Source organism: Pseudomonas sp. S2_F07, from assembly GCF_054668325.1.
Map to the genome: position 1 here is coordinate 5,243,263 of NZ_CP162758.1, position 19,692 is coordinate 5,262,954.

Here is a 19,692-nt window from a genome sequence, read left to right on the forward strand (position 1 = left end):
TATCCAGCGTTTTTGCGCCCGACAATCCATGATCAGCACTGAACTCAAAACCACGATCCAGGGCGCCTACTCGCGTTTTCTCGAAGCCAAGAGCCTCAAGCCGCGTTATGGCCAACGCCTGATGATCGCCGAAGTCGCCAAGGTCCTGGGTGATATCGACACCGACGACGAAGGCCGGCGCAGTGGCGACCCCGCGATTGTCGCGGTGGAAGCTGGCACCGGTACCGGCAAGACCGTGGCCTACAGCCTGGCGGCGATTCCCACGGCGAAGGCCGCCGGCAAGCGCCTGGTGATCGCCACGGCCACCGTGGCCCTGCAGGAGCAGATCGTCTACAAGGACTTGCCTGACCTGATGCGCAACAGCGGGCTGAACTTCAGCTTCGCCCTGGCCAAGGGGCGCGGGCGCTACATGTGCCTGTCCAAGCTCGACATGTTGCTCCAGGAAGGCCACGCGCAGACCGCCACTGCTCAGTTGTTCGAAGAAGAAGGCTTCAAGATCGAGGTCGACGAGGCCAGCCAGAAGCTGTTCACCAGCATGATCGAGAAACTCGCCGGCAATAAGTGGGACGGCGACCGCGACAGTTGGTCCACCGCCCTGGAAGACGCCGACTGGGCGCGCCTGACCACCGACCACAGCCAGTGCACCAACCGTCATTGCCCGAACTTCGGCCAGTGCGCCTTCTACAAGGCCCGCGAAGGCATGGGCAAGGTCGACGTGATCGTCACCAACCACGACATGGTGCTGGCCGACCTCGCCCTGGGCGGCGGTGCCGTGCTGCCGGACCCGCGCGACACCATCTACGTGTTCGACGAAGGCCATCACCTGCCGGACAAGGCCATCGGCCACTTCGCCCATTACACGCGCCTGCGCTCCACCGCCGACTGGCTGGAGACCACCGCCAAGAACCTCACCAAGCTTCTGGCCCAGCACCCGCTGCCGGGGGACCTGGGCAAGTTGATCGAGCAGGTGCCGGAGCTGGCGCGGGAGATCAAGACCCAGCAGCAGTTCATGTTCACCGCCTGCGAGCAGATCGCCGACTTCAAGCCCGGCGAAGACGTCGAAGGCCGCGAGCGCCCGCGTCACCGATTCGTCGGCGGGGTGATCCCCGAGCACATGCGTGAAATGGGCATCGAACTGAAGAAGGGTTTCGCGCGGCTGACCGATCTGTTCACCCGCCTGACCGAGTTGCTCAAAGAAGGCATGGATGGCGAGGTCAACATTGGCATCGCCAGCAACCAGGCCGAGGAGTGGTATCCGCTATTCGGTAGTCTGTTGTCGCGTTCTTCCGGCAACTGGGAATTGTGGACTGCCTTCACCGTCGAGGACCCGGAAGACAACCCGCCGATGGCCCGCTGGCTGACCCTGGCCGAAAGCGGTTCGCTGTTCGACATCGAGGTCAACGCAAGCCCCATCCTCGCGGCGGAAATGCTTCGCCGCAACCTGTGGAACGTGGCGTATGGCTGCCTGGTGACGTCGGCGACCCTGACGGCCCTCGGCACCTTCGACCGCTTCCGCATGCGCGCCGGCCTGCCGAAAAAAGCCGTGACGGCCGTGGTGCCAAGCCCCTTCCATCACGCTGACGCCGGTGTGCTACGGGTGCCGAACCTGAACGCCGATCCCCGTGATGCAGCGGCGCATACCGCCGCGATCATTCGTGACCTGCCTGAATTGGTCGAAGGCTCGCGGGGCACGCTGGTGCTGTTTTCCTCGCGTAAACAGATGCAGGACGTGTTCGACGGCCTCGACCGCGACTGGCGCAAGCAAGTGTTCATCCAGGGCAACCTGTCGAAACAGGAAACCCTCAACAAGCACAAGGCGCGGGTCGATGGTGGGGATTCCAGCGTGTTGTTCGGCCTGGCGAGCTTCGCCGAAGGGGTCGACTTGCCCGGTGCCTATTGCGAGCACGTGGTCATTGCCAAGATTCCATTCTCGGTACCCGATGATCCGGTCGAAGCAGCGCTGGCCGAGTGGATCGAAGCCCGGGGCGGCAATCCGTTCATGGAAATCTCCGTGCCGGATGCCTCGCTGAAGCTGGTCCAGGCCTGCGGTCGCTTGCTGCGCACCGAAGAAGACCGCGGCACTATCACCTTGCTCGACCGGCGCCTGGTGACCCAGCGCTATGGCAAAGCCATCCTCAATGCGTTGCCGCCGTTCCGTCGAGAAATTTCCTGAAGCACCGGTGGGCAGTTTTGCCCGCCGCGTTGTCTATCTCTCTGCCATCGCTTTTCCACTGGCCCATTGAAGGTCGTTAGGGAGAATTTCGTTCTCATGATTTGCCGTTCGTTGCCTGCTGTTTTTGCCCTGATGTTCGCAACACCGCTGTTGGCCGCCCCCGCCGGCCAGCAGACGCTGTTCAACTTCGTGCGCCCCGCCGACGTGGTCCAGGTGGCGACTCAGGACGCCAGCCTGCCGCAATCCAACGCCGAGCAAACCCCCGAAGGCGAAGTGCTGCGCCGGGTGACGTTCAACCCGGTCGCCCGGCCGACGTTGCGCCTGACCCCGCAAACCGGCGCCTGGGACTGGTCGCAGTCGGGCGTCATGAGCCTGCGGATCCAGAGCGCGATGGACTGGGCCTTGACCCTGTACGTGACCATCCAGAGCAACGACGGCAAGACACTGGTCAGTCGCGTCGATCTGCCGGCGGGGCCTGCGCAAACCCTGTTGGTGCCTTTGCAAGCGACATCACCGCTGAGCCTGGGCATGAAGGCTGGCCCGCCTATGCCGATGACCGTTGAGGGGCAGCGAGTGTTGCTGGCCAGCAGCGCCGGTGAGCTGGATCGCAGCCAGGTGGTGTCGGTGAGCCTGTCGATGGACCAGCCCAAAGCCGCGCAAAGCATCCTGCTGGAACGCTTTGGTGTGCAGGACGGCGGGTCGGTCACCCAGGCCGTTTATGGCGGTTTGGTGGATGCTTACGGTCAGTCGACCCGGGCCAGATGGCCGGAAAAAGTCAGCAGCGACGAACAACTGAAAAGCGCCGCCAGCAAGGAGCAGCAACAACTGAAAACCTGGCTGGCCGAGCGCGAAAAGTCCTCCCTGGACAAGTTCGGTGGATTGACCAAAGGCCCGTCCTTCAAGGCCAGTGGCTTTTTCCGCACCGAAAAGCGCGACGGACGCTGGTATCTGGTGACACCGCAGGGCCATCCGTTTTATTCGCTCGGGGTTAACACCGTCGCTGCAGACGTCAACCCGACCTACGTTGCCGGTCGTGAATGGATGTTCGAATCCCTGCCCAAAGCAGATGACGCACTCGCCAGCCACTATGGCGAAGGTGACAACCGTGGCGGCAATGGTGCCGATCAAGGGCGTGGCTACAATGCCGGTCGCTGGTACGACTTCTACGGTGCCAACCTGCAGCGCCTGTATGGCGATCCGTGCGCGGAGGGTAGCGATACCAAGGCCGGTGTCGCCGCGGCGGCCAAAGCCGATGCGATTGAAGCGACAGCGACCAAGGCGGCGGAACAACCCGTTGTTCCTGCAACCGCCGAGTCTGGCATCGCCGAAGCGGCCAAGACTGAAGCCACGGTGGCGGATGCCACCGAGCAAAAACCTGCCGAACCGTGCAAGGCGCTGTTCGACGAGCAGCGCTGGGCCAGTCACACCCTTGATCGCTTGCAGGCCTGGGGCTTCAACACCATCGGCAACTGGAGCGTACCCGTACTGGGCGACGCTGATCGCGTGCCGTACACCTTGCCGCTGTCGATCGTCGGCGACTACGCCAGCATCAGCACCGGCACCGACTGGTGGGGCGGCATGCCCGACCCGTTCGACCCGCGTTTCGCCATGGCCACCGAGCGTGCAGTGGCGATTGCTGCCCGCGACCATCGTGACGATCCTTGGCTGATCGGTTACTACGCCGACAACGAACTGGCCTGGGCCGGTCCAGGCGATGACCCGAAAGCCCGTTATGCCCTGGCCTACGGCACCTTGAAAATGACCACCGACGTGCCGGCCAAGCGCGCATTCCTCAAGCAACTGCGTGACAAGTACCGCAATCAGGCGGGCCTGTCGAAGGCCTGGGGCATTGAGCTGCCAGCCTGGGAACTGATGGAGGATCCGGGGTTCGTACCGCCGCTCCCGAGCGCCGAGCACCCGGAAATCGAAGCCGACTTCAAATACTTCCAGAAGGTCTTTGCCGACACTTACTTCAAGACCATCTCCGACTCACTCAAGTGGCACGCGCCGAACCAGTTGCTGCTCGGCGGCCGCTTCGCGATCAGCACACCGGAAGCCGTGGAGTCCTGCGCCCAGTACTGCGACGTGTTGAGTTTCAACATGTACACCCTGCAACCCCAGGATGGTTACGACTTCGCCAAGCTGCGCAGTCTCGACAAACCGGTGCTGATCACCGAGTTCAATTTCGGTTCGGCCGATCGTGGCCCGTTCTGGGGCGGCGTTACGCCGTTGGCGAAGGAGGAAGACCGCGGTCCGGCGTACGCCAACTTCCTCAAGCAGGCATTGAGCGAGCCGTCGATTGTCGGCGTGCATTGGTTCCAGTACCTCGATCAACCTGTAACCGGACGCCTGCTTGACGGTGAAAACGGTCACTTCGGGTTGGTGGGCATCACTGATCTACCGTTCCAGGGTTTTGTCGACAGTGTTCGCAAGAGCAACCTGGCGACAGTCGAGCAACTGGGCAAAGAGGCCGAGAAGGCTGCAACCGCCGCCGACAAAGCCAGCCACGACGCCGAGGGCGGCCGCAAGGCCGAGGCCGGCAAGGGGCCGGGGAAAGGCGCGGGTGGGCACTCCGGCAAAGGCCATTAATCGCTGAAACCGTGTCATCGTTCTTCGCGAGCAGGCTCGCTCTCACTTTGGAATGCATTCTCCTGTGGGAGCGAGCCTGCTCGCGAAGGCGTCATTGGCATCACCACTGCATTTCAAGTTGATGGCAGGGCGACCGCCCGGCCCAACCCTGTTCCCAAAACCCTCAAGGGCTGGAACAATGCCGACCACTTTGTAGAGCGTTAATCCGGGGAGTTGCGGGTGCAGATTCAGGGTCATTACGAGCTTAAGTTCGAAGCGGTGCGAGAGGCGTTCGCGGCGCTGTTCGACGATCCCCAGGAGCGTGGCGCCGCGTTGTGCATCCAGGTCGGTGGCGAAACCGTTGTCGATCTGTGGGCCGGCACTGCCGACAAGGACGGGGCCGAGGCCTGGCATCGCGACACCATCGCCAACCTGTTCTCCTGCACCAAGACCTTTACCGCCGTCACCGCGCTGCAGCTGGTGGCCGAAGGCAAGCTGCAACTGGATGCCCCGGTTGCGCGCTACTGGCCTGAATTTGCCGCAGCGGGCAAAGCGTCCGTCACCCTGCGTCAACTGCTCTGCCATCAGGCCGGTCTACCGGCATTGCGCGAGTTGTTGGCCCCCGAAGCCCTTTACGACTGGCAAACCATGGTCGACGCCCTGGCCGCCGAAACGCCGTGGTGGACGCCGGGCGAAGGCCACGGTTACGCGGCGATCACCTATGGCTGGCTGATCGGCGAATTGCTGCGCCGTGCCGACAGTCGCGGGCCGGGTGAATCCATCGTCGCGCGGGTCGCCAAACCGTTGGGCCTGGACTTCCATGTGGGCCTGGCCGACGAAGAGTTCCATCGCGTGGCCCACATTGCGCGGGGCAAGGGCAATGTCGGCGATGCCGCGGCCCAGCGCCTGCTGCAAGTGACCATGCGTGAGCCAACGGCCATGACGACCCGGGCGTTCACTAATCCGCCGTCGATCATGACCAGCACCAACAAACCCGAGTGGCGACGCATGCAACAGCCGGCCGCCAATGGTCATGGCAATGCCCGCAGCCTGGCCGGATTCTACGCCGGCCTGCTGGACGGCAGCCTGCTGGAAAGCGAAATGCTCGATGAATTGACTCGCGAGCACAGCCTCGGCGAGGACAAGACTTTACTGACCCGGACCCGTTTCGGCCTGGGTTGCATGCTTGATCAACCGGATGTTGCCAATGCCACCTTCGGCCTTGGCCCGCGGGCGTTTGGTCATCCGGGTGCCGGCGGCTCCATCGGTTTTGCCGATCCGGAGCACGATGTGGCTTTCGGATTTGTGACAAATACCCTGGGGCCGTACGTCTTGATGGACCCGCGCGCGCAAAAGCTGGTGCGGGTTCTGGCCACTTGTCTGTAAAAGCGGCTATCGGGTTCCAGGGCTGGAACCCGATAACCTTTTCAGTTTCAAACCGTCTGCTTCTACCGGCCAATGTGGCCTGATTTTTTTGACTTCATTTTTGTGGATATCCAATGTCATCCAATAAAACCCTCGCTTTGGCCCTGTGCTTCGCTATTACCGGTTGCGCACAGACTCCACAGAAAGACGCGACGGCACCTGTCGCCAAGACTGAAAGCGGCAGCCACTGGTACTGGCCGTTCGGTTCCGACGACAGCGCCGGCAAGCCCGTGGCCAAGCCGGAGGTGAAGCCCGCAGTCAAACCCGTTGCGGCGGCCAAGGCTGAAACCGATAGCGGTAGCAAGTGGTGGTGGCCGTTCGGCGGTAGCGAGCAGAGCACCGCCAAAGTTGTGCCGATGCCTGACCCGAAAGTCACCCAGGCCTGGCTTGACGACTACGAACCGCGACTGCGCGAGGCGGTCAAGGGCAGCAACATGCAACTCGAGCGCCGCGAAAACGTGCTGGTAGTGACTGCACCGGTCGAAGGCTCGTTCAACCCGGATCGTCCGGCCATGCTGCTGCCGGTCACACTCGGTCCGTTCACCCGCGTTGCCAAGATCCTTGAAGCCGATCCAAAGACCGCTGTGTTGATCCTCGGCCACAGCGATACGTCCGGCGCGGCGCCGGCCAACGTCAAGCTGAGCCAGGAGCGTGCCCAGTCCGTTGCGGCGATTTTCCGTCTCAGTGGCTTGCAGCGTGATCGCCTGATGCTGCGTGGCCTGGGCGGTGACGCGCCGCGTGCCGCCAACGACAGCGTGCAAGGGCGTGCGTTGAACCGTCGCGTGGAACTGCTGGTGACCCCGCAAAACACCATGGTCGCGCTGCTGAGCAAGTACAATATGCCGGCTCCGGCACCTGTGACCATGGTCGCTGCCGCGGACGCCAAGCCGGTCGTCAAGCCTGTGACACCGGCCCCTGCGACTAAAAAGGCTGCTGTTCCAGCGACGAAAAAAGCGCCCGCGAAAAAAGCGTCGGCCAAGAAAGCACCTGCGAAAACCGCAACGCCGGCAAAAAAGACCACACCAGCCAAAGCCTCCACGGCTGACAAGAAAGTCGTCGCCACTGATACTGCAAAGCAGTGATTCGTTAACCAAAAGGAATGCGCCATGACCCAGGGCCTGGCTGATATGCGTCGTGACTACACCCGTGATGGCCTGACCGAGGCACAAGCCCCGGCCGAGCCGTTCGCACTGTTCCACCAGTGGTTCGCCGACGCGGTGAAAACCGAGCAGGCACCGGTGGAAGCCAACGCCATGACCCTGGCCACCGTTGACCAGGACGGTCGACCGCACTGTCGCATTCTGTTGCTCAAGGGCCTGGACGAGCAGGGCTTCACCTTTTTCACCAACTACGAAAGCGCCAAGGGCCAGCATCTGGCCGCGAATCCGTTCGCGGCCATGACGTTCTTCTGGCCGGCGCTGGAGCGCCAGGTGCGTATCGAAGGACGGGTGGTGAAGGTGACGCCTGAGGAGTCCGACGCCTATTATCAGGTCCGTCCGCTGGGCAGTCGCCTGGGGGCCTGGGCGTCACCGCAGAGCCGGGTGATCGCCGGTCGTGGCGAACTCGAAGCGCTGCTCAAGAATACCGAGCAACGTTTCAGCGACACCCAGCCCCATTGCCCGGAACACTGGGGCGGTTATCGCCTGCTGCCGGAACGCATCGAATTCTGGCAGGGCCGCCCAAGCCGCCTGCACGACCGCCTCAATTACCGCCAGCAGGGCGCCGACTGGATTCTTGAACGTCTGGCACCCTGAGCAGTCTACCGATCGGGATAGCCTGCCGCAGCGGCCTCCAGCCACTTCGGCAGGTCTCGACGCTTGATCTTCTGCGCCCGGGCACTCGCCAGTCGTTCGAGCATGAAGGCTTTTTTCTGCTCGTCCTTGCCCGCCAGCGCTAGCGCCAGGTCGCGGTCCATCCAGCGTTTGATCCGCACGTACAGCCACCAATGGAAGTACAAACCGGCAACAGTCGTGACGACGATGATAAAGTAGTCCATTGAAATCCTTGGCCAGTGGGGCAGTTTTCAGAGTTTGCCGCTACTGTGTGAGTTCGTGGAGGCGCCTTAACGGAGCCTGAATCAAAACAATTTTACCCGGGCGATGCCGTGACAGGCGTCAAGCCGCGGAGTTTAATGAACAACTGTTTCTTTGGAGTTGATGCTATGCGTAAGTCTGTCCTGCTGGTTGCTTCCTTTTCCACGATGGCGATGTTGCTCACTGGTTGCCAATCGAGCCTGACCGGTGACTCCTACTCCCGTGACGAGGCGCGTCGCGTGCAGACCGTTCGCATGGGCACCATCGAAGCATTGCGCCCGGTGAAAATCGAAGGCACCAAGACCCCGATCGGCGGCGCTGCAGGCGCAGTGGTCGGTGGCGTTGGCGGCAGCTCCATCGGTGGCGGCAAGGGCAGTATTGTTGCGGCGGTCATTGGCGCAGTCGCCGGCGGCCTGATCGGTTCGGCCGCGGAAGAAGGCCTGACCCGCACCCAGGGTGTGGAAATCACCGTGCGCGAAGACGATGGCAGCATGCGCGCCTACGTACAGGAAGTTCAGCCGAACGAAGTGTTCCGTGTTGGCGAGCGTGTGCGCATCGCAAGTGTGAATGGCACCAGCCGCGTTTCGCACTAAACGCAAACACTGGATAAACAAAAAACCCGATCAGGTGACTGATCGGGTTTTTTGTTTTGCGGCTCAGGCGAGTCTTGATTGGCGCCAGGGTTTATTGCGGTTTATCAGGAGGCCAGCGCACTGTTCTTGCGGCTCGCCATCGCCGTCACCACATAACCGATCAGCGCCGCCAGAATCGAACCGGTCAAGATCCCCATGCGGTCCATCCCGGCGAAATCACTCACGCCCGGCTCGAAGGCCAGCGAGCCGACAAAGAGGCTCATCGTGAAACCAATGCCACAGAGAATCGCCACGCCCAGTATCTGACCCCAATTGGCGCCTTGGGGCAGGGCGGCGATACCGGTTTTCACCGCCAGCCAGGTCAGGCCGAAGACGCCGACGGTCTTACCCAACAGCAACCCGATGGCGATGCCCATGGGGACGTGGTGAGTGAAGCTTTCAACGGTGACACCGCTCAGGGACAGGCCGGCATTGGCAAAGGCGAACAGTGGCAGGATGCCGTAGGCCACCCACGGATGCAGGGCGTGTTCCAGGGCCAGCAATGGCGAAGGCTCGGCATTTTTCGTGCGCAGCGGAATGCAGAAGGCCAGGGTCACGCCGGCCAGCGTGGCGTGGACACCGCTCTTGAGCACGCAGACCCAGAGGATCAAGCCAATGATCATGTACGGCCCGAGCTTAACCACGCCGAGCCGGTTCATCCCGATCAGCGCCGCAATACAGGTCGCGGCCAGCGCCAGGGACAGGGTCGACAGCGCGCCGGAGTAGAAAATCGCAATGATGATGATCGCGCCGAGGTCGTCGATGATCGCCAGGGTCATCAGGAACAGTTTCAGCGATACCGGAACCCGTTTGCCCAGCAGCGCCAGCACGCCAAGGGCGAAGGCGATGTCGGTGGCGGTCGGGATTGCCCAGCCGTTGAGGGCCGCTGGCGTGTCGCGATTGAGGTACCAGTAGATCAGCGCCGGCACCACCATGCCACCAATGGCGGCGGCACCGGGCAGGACGATTTGCGACGGTTTGGACAACTGGCCGTCGAGGACTTCGCGCTTCACTTCCAGGCCGATCAGCAGGAAGAACAGCGCCATCAGGCCGTCGTTGATCCAGAGCAACGCCGGTTTGGCGATTTTCAGCGCGCCGATCTGGGCCACCACGGGAGTGTCCAGCAGGCCGTTGTACAGCCACGACAGCGGCGAGTTGTTGATAATCAGAGCCAGAACGGCAGCGGCGATCAGTAACAGACCGCTGGCAGCTTCCAACTGAAAGAAACGCGTGAAAGTGCTACGCAGAGGCAAGGTCGCTCTCCATCTGTGAATTCAAAAGGTGTTACACCCTAACAAGTACTGTTAGTTGTTAAAACAAAAGTTATATTCTTTTTTGTTATATGTCGTTACAGACTGATCCCTCAGCATCGACCTGAGCCTAGCAGTTGCCGGGCGTATTGGATTTCAGCTGTACCTGTGCCGGACGCGGGTTTTTTCCTAAGCTTGTTGGATGAGCCTTTTCAAAAGGCCGACTCCTGCCCGATACAACGAGAAAACCATCATGAGCGACAACCGACAGTGGTCCCGCGAAGCGATCCGGATCATCGAAGCCGATTTCCAGCGCAGCGCCGACACCCACTTGATCCCCTTGCCGCTGCCGGGTTTTCCAGGCATCGAGTTGTACTTCAAGGATGAGTCCAGCCACCCCACGGGTAGCCTCAAGCATCGCCTGGCCCGTTCGCTGTTCCTGTATGCGCTGTGTAACGGCTGGCTCAAGCCCGGTGCGCCGGTCATTGAAGCTTCCAGCGGTTCCACGGCGATTTCCGAAGCGTACTTCGCGCGTATGCTGGGCTTGCCGTTCATTGCGGTGATGCCGGCGACCACGTCCAAGGAAAAGATCGCGCAGATCGCCTTCTACGGTGGTCAAAGCCACCTGGTGGACGATCCGACCCGGATCTATGCGGAGTCCGAGCGTCTGGCTCGAGAACATGATGGACACTTCATCGACCAGTTCACCTACGCCGAGCGCGCCACCGACTGGCGGGCGAACAACAACATTGCCGAGTCGATCTTTCAGCAGATGCGTTTCGAGCAGCATCCCGAGCCGAGCTGGTTGATTTCCAGCCCCGGAACCGGCGGCACCACGGCCACCCTGGGCCGATATGTGCGTTATCGCCAGTATGGCACCCGCGTACTGTGTGCCGATGCCGAGCGTTCGGTGTTCTTCGATTACTACCAGACCGGCGATGCCAGCCTGCGACTGGACCACGGCTCGCGTATCGAAGGCATCGGCCGGCCACGCGTGGAAGCGTCGTTTCTGCCCAAGGTGATCGACGCGATGGTCAAGGTGCCGGATGCCTTGTCACTTGCGGCCATGCACTACCTGGCGGAGCGTCTGGGACGGCATGTGGGTGGGTCGAGCGGGACCAACCTGATCGGCGCACTGATGGCCGCCCAGCACATGAACGCAGCGGGGGAGACGGGCTCGATGGTGGCGATTCTGTGTGACAGCGGCGAGCGCTACGCCACGACCTATTACGATCAGGACTGGCTCAAGGCTCAGGGGTATGAGTTGAGCGGTTTGGTGGCTGTTGTGGCGGCGACGGTGGAGCGGGGGGAGCCGTTGCCGGCGAGCGTGCTGCGCGCCAATATCTGACACAAATGAAAAGATCGCAGCCTTCGGCAGCTCCTACAGGAGATGGTGTAAATCCTGTAGGAGCTGCCGAAGGCTGCGATCTTTTACTTTAAACCTTAAGCCTCCAGGCCAAGGATATCCCGAGCCACAGCCTCGGCAATGCGAATCCCGTCAACACCCGCCGACAGAATCCCGCCCGCATAACCGGCGCCTTCACCGGCCGGGAACAAGCCCTTCACGTTCAGGCTCTGCAACGACTCGTTACGGGTAATGCGCAACGGCGAGGAAGTGCGGGTCTCGATGCCGGTCAGCACTGCGTCGTGCAGCGAGTAACCACGAATCTGCTTCTCGAACGCCGGCAAGGCTTCGCGAATCGCTTCGATGGCGAATGCCGGCAGCGCCAGCGCCAGATCACCCAGGGCTACGCCCGGCTTGTAGGACGGCTCGACGCTGCCCAGTTCGGTGGACGGTTTGCCCGCGATAAAATCGCCGACCAGTTGCGCCGGGGCTTCATAGTTGCTGCCGCCGAGCACGAATGCGTGGGATTCCAGGCGTTCCTGCAACTCGATACCGGCCAGCGGGCCGCCCGGATAATCGACTTCCGGGGTGATGCCGACGACGATACCGGAGTTGGCATTGCGCTCGTTACGCGAGTACTGGCTCATGCCGTTGGTGACCACGCGGTTCGGCTCGGACGTCGCCGCCACCACGGTGCCGCCCGGGCACATGCAGAAGCTGTAGACCGAACGGCCGTTCTTGGCGTGGTGCACCAGTTTGTAGTCGGCGGCGCCCAGTTTCGGGTGGCCGGCGTACTTGCCCAGGCGCGCACGGTCGATCAACGACTGGGGGTGCTCGATGCGGAAACCCACCGAGAACGGCTTGGCTTCCATGAACACGCCACGGCCGTGGAGCATGCGGAAGGTGTCGCGGGCGCTGTGGCCGAGGGCGAGGATCACGTGTCTGGAGTGGATCTGCTCACCGCCATTGAGTTCGACGCCGACCAGTTGGCCGTCTTCGATCAACACATCGGTGACACGCTGCTGGAAGCGCACTTCGCCGCCCAGGGCGCGAATCTGCTCACGCATGTTTTCCACAACGCCAGTCAGGCGGAACGTACCGATGTGCGGCTTGCTGACGTAGAGGATTTCTTCCGGGGCACCGGCCTTGACGAATTCGTGCAGGACTTTACGGCCGAGGAATTTCGGGTCCTTGATCTGGCTGTAGAGCTTGCCGTCGGAGAACGTCCCCGCGCCGCCTTCACCGAACTGCACGTTGGATTCCGGGTTGAGCACGCTTTTGCGCCACAGGCCCCAGGTGTCCTTGGTGCGCTGGCGTACTTCGGTACCGCGCTCGAGGATGATCGGCTTGAAGCCCATTTGTGCGAGCAACAACCCGGCGAAAATCCCGCACGGGCCGAAGCCGACAACGATCGGCCGCGCGCTCAGGTCGGCTGGTGCCTGGCCGACTTCTTTGTAGCTGACATCCGGCGCCACGCTGACGTTACGGTCATCGGCAAACTTGTGCAGCACCGCCGCCTCATCGCGAACTTCAAGGTCGATGGTGTAGATGAAGCACAGTTCGGAGGACTTTTTGCGCGCATCGTAGCTGCGCTTGAACAAGGTGAAATCGAGCAGGTCATCGCTGGCAAGCCCTAAGCGCTGCACGATGGCAGGGCGCAGGTCTTCTTCGGGATGGTCGATCGGCAACTTGAGTTCGGTGATTCGTAACATGGCGGGATCCGGTTCGCGGGGCGCACAACTGCGCCAGGGCGTTTGAAGCCCGCGATTATAAGCCTCAAAGGCGCAGGCCCGTGAGGCTTAAACGATCAGTCGTCGCGCGATCCGCCGAAATACCCGCAGCCGCGCTGCACCTGACCGTCGATGCGCAGTTCGGCGCTCATGTGCTGGATGCTGCCGGTGCTGCTGTCGACGCAACGTTGCGGTGCAACCCACAGTTCGATGTGCTGGTTGTTGGCTTCGGTACTGAGGTTGAAACGGCCATCGCCCAGTTGCTCCTCGACGTAAGGCACGGCCAGTGGCGGCTGGCCGGCCCGGTCGAGGACCATGCCTTTGCCGCTGACTTTCACGCTCCACTGCGGGGTGTGGCCGGCGGCGCGCAGGATCAGCAGCTTGAAATTCGGATCGTCGCACGCGTTGCCCGAGCGCTCGACGCGGTACAACTGCTCCAGATCGAGCTGGCCGTCACCACCGCTGCCGGCCACAACCCGCCCGCGCACGTCGGCAAACAGCTTGCCCTGCTTGTCCGCCAGGTTTGCGGCCTGCTGCAGGACGCTGGTACCGCCCGTGTCGTTGACCACGTAGCGGTTTGTCTGGTTGCACGGCTGGAACAGCAGTTTGCCGTCCGCCGCGGTCAACTGGCCTTGCATGCGTGTCTGGCCGACATGGGAGGCGTTCTGCCGCTCACCCTCGAACAACTGGCAAGCGGCGAACAGCGGAAGCAGGGCAACGAGGACTAAGGAACGGGCAACACGCATCTTGGGGTCTCCTGACAAGTGCCGCCACGTTACTCAGCCTGACCGTTCATCACAACCCGTTATCGTCTCCACTTTGTATTGGCGCGGAAGGATCGCAGCCTTCGGCAGCTCCTACGGAATACGCGCACGCCTCTGTAGGAGCTGGCGCAGCCTGCGATCTTTTGCTTTTCAGATGTGAAAGGTCTGACCTGTTTGCAGGCCTTCCACGCTTTTGGCGTAGGCCAAAGCCACATCCGCCGCAGGAACCGGCTTGAAGCCACGAAAATACGGCGCGTATTTGCCCATGGCTTCGACCAGGACATTCGGGCTGATCGAATTCACACGCAGGCCGCGGGGCAGTTCGATGGCGGCGGCGCGGACGAAGCTGTCCAGCGCACCGTTGACCAGTGCTGCCGAGGCACCGCTGTAGATCGGATCGTGGCTGAGCACGCCGGTGGTGAAGGTGAACGAGGCACCGTCATTGGCGAACTCGCGGCCAATCAGCAGCAGATTGACCTGGCCCATGAGCTTGTCTTTCAGGCCCAGGGCAAAGCTTTTTTCTGTCATCTCGTTGAGCGGTGCGAAGGTCACGTTGCCGGCGGCACACACCAGTGCATCGAATTTGCCGGTCTGCTCGAACAGTTTGCGAATCGAGGCGCTGTCACTGATGTCCACTTGAAAGTCGCCGCTGGTGCGACCGATGCGGATGATTTCGTGACGTTGCGACAGTTCCCTGTCGACGGCCGAACCGATGGTGCCATTTGCGCCGATCAAAAGAATTTTCATGGGGGGGATCCTCGTGTGGGTTGAACGAGGTTTCAGTTTAGGGTGGTTTTTTCTCCGGATAAGCGCACTAATAGGCAACCTTTGGTTTTCAAATGGAAACAATCCATGAGCGAGATGGATGACTTGGCGGCGTTCGCGGTATTGATCGAAGCGGGGAGTTTTACCCTGGCGGCGCAGCAGCTCGGTTGCAGCAAAGGCCAGCTGTCCAAGCGCATCAGCCAGTTGGAAGCGCAGTTTTCCGTGGTGTTGTTGCAACGCACCACCCGCCGCTTGAGCCTGACCGCCGCCGGTGCTGCGTTGTTGCCCCAGGCCCAGGCGCTGGTGGTGCAAGTCGAGCAGGCCCGCCAGGCCCTGGCGCGTCTGAAGGACGACATGGCCGGCCCGGTGCGGATGACGGTACCGGTGTCGCTCGGGGAAACCTTCTTCGATGGCCTGTTGCTGGAGTTCTCTGCCAAGTATCCCCAGGTACAGATCGAGTTGGAGCTCAACAACAGTTACCGAGAACTGTCCCGCGACGGCTTCGATCTGGCGATTCGTTCCGACGTGGCCATTGACCAGCGACTGGTGGCGCGTCCACTGCTGGCGTGGCAAGAACTGACCTGTGCCAGCCCGGCCTATCTGGAACAATACGGTGAACCGCAAACCCCCCAGGCGCTGGCCGAACATCGCTGCCTGCTCAACAGCCATTACAGCGGTCGCGAAGAATGGCTGTATCACCAGCAGCACGAGTTATTGCGGGTGCGGGTGTCGGGGCCGTTCGCCAGCAACCACTACAACCTGTTGAAGAAAGCCGCACTGGTCGGCGCCGGTATTGCGCGCTTGCCGTCCTACTGTTTGCCAACGGAACTGGCCGACGGGCGTTTGCGATGGCTCCTGCGCGATTATCAGACCCGCAGCATGCCGATGTACCTGGTGCATCCGTATCAGGGCGGATTGCCCAAGCGCACGCAGGTGCTGGCGGATTATCTGATCGGGTGGTTCAAGCGCAGTGGGGAGGTGCTGGATCGGCTTTGAACCATCACACGGACCCTGTAGGAGCCGCCGAAGGCTGCGATCTTTTGACTTTGGTTTTTTAAGATCAAAAGATCGCAGCCTTCGGCAGCTCCTACACCGATCTCATTCGCAGGCATAAAAAACGGCCCGCAAAGGCCGTTTTTTTGTTTACCGCAATGGCTCAACCACCGAGGTACGCTTCGCGCACTTTCGGGTCGGTCAGCAGGGCTTCACCGGTGCCTTGCATCACCACCCGGCCGTTCTCCAGAACGTAGGCACGGTCAGCGATTTTCAGCGCCTGGTTGGCGTTCTGCTCGACCAGGAATACCGTCACACCGTCCTTGCGCAGCTGTTCGATGATGTCGAAGATCTGCTGGATGATGATCGGTGCCAGGCCCAGGGAAGGCTCGTCGAGCAGCAATAGCTTGGGCTTGCTCATCAGCGCACGGCCGATGGCGAGCATTTGCTGTTCGCCGCCGGACATGGTGCCGCCGCGCTGGTTGAAGCGCTCTTTCAGGCGTGGGAAAAGTCCGAGAACCTTGTCCATCTGTTCCTGATAGTCGCCCTTGGCGGTGAAGAAACCGCCCATGGACAGGTTTTCTTCCACGGTCAGGCGGGAAAACACCCGGCGACCTTCCGGCACAACCGCGATGCTCTTGCGCATGATCTGCGAGGAGTCCTGGCCGACCAGTTCCTCACCCATGTAGCGGATGCTGCCGCTGTGGGCGCGCGGCGAACCGCAAAGCGTCATCAGCAGCGTGGACTTGCCGGCACCGTTGGCGCCGATCAGGGTCACGATCTCGCCCTGGCGGACTTCGACGTTGACGCTGTGCAGGGCCTGGATCTTGCCGTAGAAGGTGGAAACGTTTTCGAACTGCAGCATTTACGCTTCCCCCAGGTAGGCTTTGATCACTTCAGGATTGTCGCGGATCTGTTCCGGCGTGCCGTTGGCCAGGGGCGTGCCCTGGTTGATCACGACGATGTGGTCGGAAATGCTCATGACCAGCTTCATGTCGTGTTCGATCAGCAGCACGGTGACGTTGTGCTCTTCACGCAGCATGCTGATCAGCGCCTTGAGGTCTTCGGTTTCCTTCGGGTTCAGGCCGGCGGCCGGTTCGTCGAGCATGAGGATGCGCGGGCGGGTCATCATGCAGCGGGCGATTTCCAGGCGACGTTGCTGACCGTAGGCCAGGGTGCCGGCCGGACGGTTGGCGAACTCGCGCAGGTTGACCTTGTCCAGCCAGTACTCGGCGTATTCCATGGCCTCGCGCTCGCTCTTGCGGAACGACGGGGTCTTGAACAGTCCGGACAGGAAGTTGGTGTTCAGGTGACGATGCTGGGCGATCAGCAGGTTCTCGACCGCCGTCATGTCCTTGAACAACCGCACGTTCTGGAAGGTGCGCACCACGCCCTTGAGGGCGATCTTGTGGCCGGGCAGGCCTTCGATCGCCTCGCCGTCGAGCAGGATGCTGCCGCCGCTCGGCTTGTAGAAGCCGGTCAGGCAGTTGAACACGGTGGTCTTGCCGGCGCCGTTGGGGCCGATCAGCGCAACCACTTGTTTCTCTTTCACGCTCAAGGCAACGCCGTTGACCGCCAGCAAGCCGCCGAAGCGCATGCTCAGGTTTTCTACTTTGAGGATCTCGCGGCTCATTTGCGCAGCTCCATGTGAGGACGTTGCATGGGCAGCAGACCCTGAGGGCGCCAGATCATCATCAGTACCATCAAGGCACCGAACATCAACATGCGGTACTCACTGAACTCACGCATCATTTCCGGCAGCAGGATCATCACCACGGCAGCGAGGATCACGCCCAGCTGCGAGCCCATGCCACCCAGCACCACGATGGCGAGGATGATCGCCGACTCGATGAAGGTGAAGGACTCCGGCGTCACCAGGCCTTGACGGGCAGCGAAGAAGCTACCGGCAAAACCGGCGAAACTCGCACCCAGGGTGAAGGCCGACAGTTTGATGATGGTCGGGTTCAGGCCCAATGCGCGGCAGGCAATTTCGTCTTCACGCAACGCTTCCCAGGCACGGCCCAGGGGCATGCGCAGCAAGCGGTTGATGACGAACAGCGCACCCAGGGCAAGCAACAGCGCAACCAGGTAGAGGAAGATCACCTTATTGATCGAGTTGTATTCCAGGCCGAAATACTCATGGAAGGTCTGCATGCCTTCCGCGGCCTTGCGTTCGAAGGTCAGGCCGAAGAACGTCGGTTTCTCGATGTTGCTGATGCCGTTCGGACCGCCAGTGAGGCCGGTCAGGTTACGCAGGAACAAACGGATGATTTCACCGAAGCCCAGGGTCACGATCGCCAGGTAGTCGCCACGCAAGCGCAGCACCGGGAAACCGAGCAGGAAGCCGAAGGTGGCTGACATCAGGCCGGCGATCGGCAGGCAGATCCAGAAGCTCAGGCCGTAGTAGTGCGACAGCAGCGCGTAGCTATAGGCGCCGACGGCATAGAACCCGACGTAACCGAGGTCGAGCAGACCGGCCAGGCCGACCACGATGTTCAGGCCGAGGCCGAGCATCACGTAGATCAGCACCAGCGTGGCGATGTCCACCGCACCGCGAGAGCCGAAGAACGGCCAGACCAGGGCACCGGCGATCAGCGCGATGATGATCCAGCGCTGAGTGGTCGGCAGGGTCAGGAAGTTGCTGGCCTTGGCCGGGATCAGCGGCATGCTCGGCGAAGAGCGCCAGGCCGAGCTGATCTGCTGGTCGAATAGCACACGCAGGAACATCAGTACCGAGCACACCGCGATGGTGATCAGGGTGGCGTCGCTGGTGCCATGAACTTCGAGGTTGATGCCGACGATGGTCAGCTTCAGACCGAGTACCGGGTAGGCCACGGCCCACACCAGCAAGGCACTGAACAGTGCCTGTTTAAGATTCCTAGTCATACCTTCTCAACCTCCGGACGGCCCAGCAGGCCGGTTGGCCGGAACAACAACACCAGGACCAGCAGACCGAACGCCACGACGTCCTTGTACTGGTCGCCGAAGATATCGGCACCAAAGGCTTCCGCCACGCCAAGTACCAGCCCGCCGAGCATGGCGCCCGGAATACTGCCGATACCGCCCAGCACGGCTGCGGTGAAGGCCTTGAGGCCAACCAGGAAACCGGCGTTCGGGTTGATCACGCCGTATTGCATGCTCAGGAGCACGGCGGCAATGGCTGCCAGTGCCGCACCGATGACGAAGGTCAGGGCGATGATGTTGTTGGTGTTGATACCCAGCAGGTTGGCCATCTTGATGTCCTCGGCGCAGGCGCGGCAGGCGCGACCCAGGCGAGAGCGGGAGATGAACAGGGTCAGGCCGAGCATGGCGACCAGGGTCACCACGAACACCACGATTTGCATGTAGGAAATCAGCACTTCATGTGCGCCACCTGGCCCAAAGGCAAAGTTGCCCGGAATCAGGTTGGGGATGGATTTGTCCTTGGAGTCTTGCGCCAGCAGAACGGTGTTCTGCAGGAAGATCGACATGCCGATGGCGGAGATCAGCGGGATCAGACGGTTGCTGCCGCGCAAGGGGCGGTAGGCGATCCGTTCGATGCTGTAGCCGTAGGCACTGGTTACAACGATGGTGGCGAGAAAAGCGGCGGTCATCAACAGCGGCACGCTGTCGAGTCCCAGCATGGCCAGCCCGGCGATGGCGATGAACGCCACGTAGGAACCGATCATGTACACCTCGCCGTGGGCGAAGTTGATCATTCCAATGATGCCGTAGACCATCGTATAGCCGATGGCGATCAGGGCATACGTGCTGCCAATGGTCAGGCCATTAACCAGCTGTTGGAAGAAGTGATAGATGTCAGGCATTACAGCGCTCCTAAAAACCTGATACGCATTTCACTGGTGGAGTCATTTTCCCGCCCGGGCCCCGTGGATCTGCATCCACTTCGAATCCGGGGTTTGCCAGCGAACCGCTGATGACGGTTTTGAGATTTTCAGGTGGGGAGACTGGCGGATCACGCCAGCGCGGCCCAGATACGTTCGTAAAACAAAGCCCACGGCACGCCGTGGGCTT

At 61.5% G+C, this 19,692-nt stretch carries 17 protein-coding genes; 8 read left to right on the forward strand and 9 right to left on the reverse strand.

Annotated elements, in window-relative coordinates:
- Positions 1-28 precede the first annotated feature (28 nt).
- The 5 genes from dinG (at position 29) to pdxH (ending at position 7,920) form a co-directional block, all read left to right on the forward strand.
- Positions 29-2,173, forward strand: a complete 2,145-nt coding sequence (gene dinG / locus AB4O40_RS23730) for an ATP-dependent DNA helicase DinG (protein ID WP_007992389.1) — start codon at positions 29-31, stop codon at positions 2,171-2,173.
- 96 nt (positions 2,174-2,269) lie between these two features.
- Complete coding sequence (locus AB4O40_RS23735; protein WP_223541663.1) at positions 2,270-4,762, forward strand: beta-galactosidase; 2,493 nt, start codon at positions 2,270-2,272, stop codon at positions 4,760-4,762.
- Positions 4,763-4,981: 219 nt separating this feature from the next.
- On the forward strand, positions 4,982-6,127 hold the full coding sequence (locus tag AB4O40_RS23740) for a serine hydrolase domain-containing protein (RefSeq protein ID WP_460057791.1): 1,146 nt from the start codon (positions 4,982-4,984) through the stop codon (positions 6,125-6,127).
- Positions 6,128-6,240: 113 nt separating this feature from the next.
- Positions 6,241-7,248, forward strand: a complete 1,008-nt coding sequence (locus AB4O40_RS23745) for an OmpA family protein (RefSeq protein WP_460057788.1) — start codon at positions 6,241-6,243, stop codon at positions 7,246-7,248.
- A 24-nt stretch (positions 7,249-7,272) separates the two neighbouring features.
- Positions 7,273-7,920: a pyridoxamine 5'-phosphate oxidase gene (pdxH, locus tag AB4O40_RS23750; protein ID WP_056720842.1), complete on the forward strand. Its 648-nt coding sequence runs from the start codon at positions 7,273-7,275 to the stop codon at positions 7,918-7,920.
- A 5-nt stretch (positions 7,921-7,925) separates the two neighbouring features.
- Here pdxH and AB4O40_RS23755 read toward each other — a convergent pair whose 3' ends face one another.
- The gene (locus AB4O40_RS23755) at positions 7,926-8,162 is read right to left on the reverse strand and encodes a hypothetical protein (RefSeq protein WP_056720840.1); all 237 of its coding nucleotides are present in this window, start codon (positions 8,160-8,162) and stop codon (positions 7,926-7,928) included.
- A gap of 165 nt (positions 8,163-8,327) precedes the next feature.
- On the opposite strand from AB4O40_RS23755, the gene AB4O40_RS23760 reads away from it, so the two are divergent.
- Positions 8,328-8,792 carry an outer membrane lipoprotein gene (locus tag AB4O40_RS23760; protein WP_056720838.1) on the forward strand — a complete coding sequence of 155 codons (465 nt, stop codon included), beginning with the start codon at positions 8,328-8,330 and terminating at the stop codon, positions 8,790-8,792.
- A gap of 104 nt (positions 8,793-8,896) precedes the next feature.
- Here the strand turns inward: AB4O40_RS23760 and nhaA are convergent, their stop codons facing one another.
- The gene (nhaA, locus tag AB4O40_RS23765; protein WP_056720836.1) at positions 8,897-10,084 is read right to left on the reverse strand and encodes a Na+/H+ antiporter NhaA; all 1,188 of its coding nucleotides are present in this window, start codon (positions 10,082-10,084) and stop codon (positions 8,897-8,899) included.
- 247 nt (positions 10,085-10,331) lie between these two features.
- Here nhaA and AB4O40_RS23770 point away from each other — a divergent pair, with 247 nt between their 5' ends.
- Positions 10,332-11,429 (forward strand): PLP-dependent cysteine synthase family protein, encoded by a 1,098-nt coding sequence (locus AB4O40_RS23770; protein ID WP_177336453.1) that lies wholly within the window; start codon positions 10,332-10,334, stop codon positions 11,427-11,429.
- A gap of 95 nt (positions 11,430-11,524) precedes the next feature.
- On the opposite strand, the gene AB4O40_RS23775 is transcribed toward AB4O40_RS23770, so the two are convergent.
- The 3 genes from AB4O40_RS23775 to AB4O40_RS23785 all read right to left on the reverse strand — a co-directional run bounded on the left by AB4O40_RS23775 (position 11,525) and on the right by AB4O40_RS23785 (position 14,667).
- On the reverse strand, positions 11,525-13,138 hold the full coding sequence (locus tag AB4O40_RS23775; RefSeq protein ID WP_056720832.1) for an NAD(P)/FAD-dependent oxidoreductase: 1,614 nt from the start codon (positions 13,136-13,138) through the stop codon (positions 11,525-11,527).
- Between the two features lie 95 nt (positions 13,139-13,233).
- Complete coding sequence (locus AB4O40_RS23780; RefSeq protein WP_056720830.1) at positions 13,234-13,902, reverse strand: COG3650 family protein; 669 nt, start codon at positions 13,900-13,902, stop codon at positions 13,234-13,236.
- Between the two features lie 168 nt (positions 13,903-14,070).
- Positions 14,071-14,667 (reverse strand): short chain dehydrogenase, encoded by a 597-nt coding sequence (locus tag AB4O40_RS23785; RefSeq protein WP_460057782.1) that lies wholly within the window; start codon positions 14,665-14,667, stop codon positions 14,071-14,073.
- A 105-nt stretch (positions 14,668-14,772) separates the two neighbouring features.
- Here AB4O40_RS23785 and AB4O40_RS23790 point away from each other — a divergent pair, with 105 nt between their 5' ends.
- Positions 14,773-15,681, forward strand: a complete 909-nt coding sequence (locus AB4O40_RS23790; protein WP_460057780.1) for a LysR family transcriptional regulator — start codon at positions 14,773-14,775, stop codon at positions 15,679-15,681.
- A 160-nt stretch (positions 15,682-15,841) separates the two neighbouring features.
- On the opposite strand, the gene AB4O40_RS23795 is transcribed toward AB4O40_RS23790, so the two are convergent.
- The 4 genes from AB4O40_RS23795 to livH are packed head-to-tail and all read right to left on the reverse strand — an operon-like array spanning position 15,842 to position 19,484.
- The gene (locus AB4O40_RS23795) at positions 15,842-16,543 is read right to left on the reverse strand and encodes an ABC transporter ATP-binding protein (protein ID WP_015093834.1); all 702 of its coding nucleotides are present in this window, start codon (positions 16,541-16,543) and stop codon (positions 15,842-15,844) included.
- Entirely contained in the window at positions 16,544-17,311 is a 768-nt protein-coding gene (gene livG, locus AB4O40_RS23800) for a high-affinity branched-chain amino acid ABC transporter ATP-binding protein LivG (RefSeq protein WP_056720826.1), read from the reverse strand. It abuts the gene before it with no gap.
- Positions 17,308-18,564 (reverse strand): high-affinity branched-chain amino acid ABC transporter permease LivM, encoded by a 1,257-nt coding sequence (locus AB4O40_RS23805; RefSeq protein ID WP_056720824.1) that lies wholly within the window; start codon positions 18,562-18,564, stop codon positions 17,308-17,310. The genes livG and AB4O40_RS23805 overlap by 4 nt, the downstream gene beginning before the upstream one ends.
- Entirely contained in the window at positions 18,561-19,484 is a 924-nt protein-coding gene (gene livH / locus AB4O40_RS23810; RefSeq protein ID WP_007947264.1) for a high-affinity branched-chain amino acid ABC transporter permease LivH, read from the reverse strand. Before livH ends, AB4O40_RS23805 begins: the two co-directional genes overlap by 4 nt.
- Between the last annotated feature and the right edge of the window lie 208 nt (positions 19,485-19,692).

Coding starts and splice junctions, on each gene's coding strand:
- AB4O40_RS23775 (WP_056720832.1), bottom strand. CDS start 13,138: ATGTTACGAATCACCGAACTCAAGTTGCCGATCGACCATCCCGAAGAA.
- AB4O40_RS23735 (WP_223541663.1), top strand. CDS start 2,270: ATGATTTGCCGTTCGTTGCCTGCTGTTTTTGCCCTGATGTTCGCAACA.
- AB4O40_RS23755 (WP_056720840.1), bottom strand. CDS start 8,162: ATGGACTACTTTATCATCGTCGTCACGACTGTTGCCGGTTTGTACTTC.
- dinG (WP_007992389.1), top strand. CDS start 29: ATGATCAGCACTGAACTCAAAACCACGATCCAGGGCGCCTACTCGCGT.
- AB4O40_RS23745 (WP_460057788.1), top strand. CDS start 6,241: ATGTCATCCAATAAAACCCTCGCTTTGGCCCTGTGCTTCGCTATTACC.
- AB4O40_RS23795 (WP_015093834.1), bottom strand. CDS start 16,543: ATGCTGCAGTTCGAAAACGTTTCCACCTTCTACGGCAAGATCCAGGCC.
- AB4O40_RS23760 (WP_056720838.1), top strand. CDS start 8,328: ATGCGTAAGTCTGTCCTGCTGGTTGCTTCCTTTTCCACGATGGCGATG.
- AB4O40_RS23780 (WP_056720830.1), bottom strand. CDS start 13,902: ATGCGTGTTGCCCGTTCCTTAGTCCTCGTTGCCCTGCTTCCGCTGTTC.
- livG (WP_056720826.1), bottom strand. CDS start 17,311: ATGAGCCGCGAGATCCTCAAAGTAGAAAACCTGAGCATGCGCTTCGGC.
- AB4O40_RS23790 (WP_460057780.1), top strand. CDS start 14,773: ATGAGCGAGATGGATGACTTGGCGGCGTTCGCGGTATTGATCGAAGCG.
- AB4O40_RS23805 (WP_056720824.1), bottom strand. CDS start 18,564: ATGACTAGGAATCTTAAACAGGCACTGTTCAGTGCCTTGCTGGTGTGG.
- livH (WP_007947264.1), bottom strand. CDS start 19,484: ATGCCTGACATCTATCACTTCTTCCAACAGCTGGTTAATGGCCTGACC.
- pdxH (WP_056720842.1), top strand. CDS start 7,273: ATGACCCAGGGCCTGGCTGATATGCGTCGTGACTACACCCGTGATGGC.
- AB4O40_RS23785 (WP_460057782.1), bottom strand. CDS start 14,667: ATGAAAATTCTTTTGATCGGCGCAAATGGCACCATCGGTTCGGCCGTC.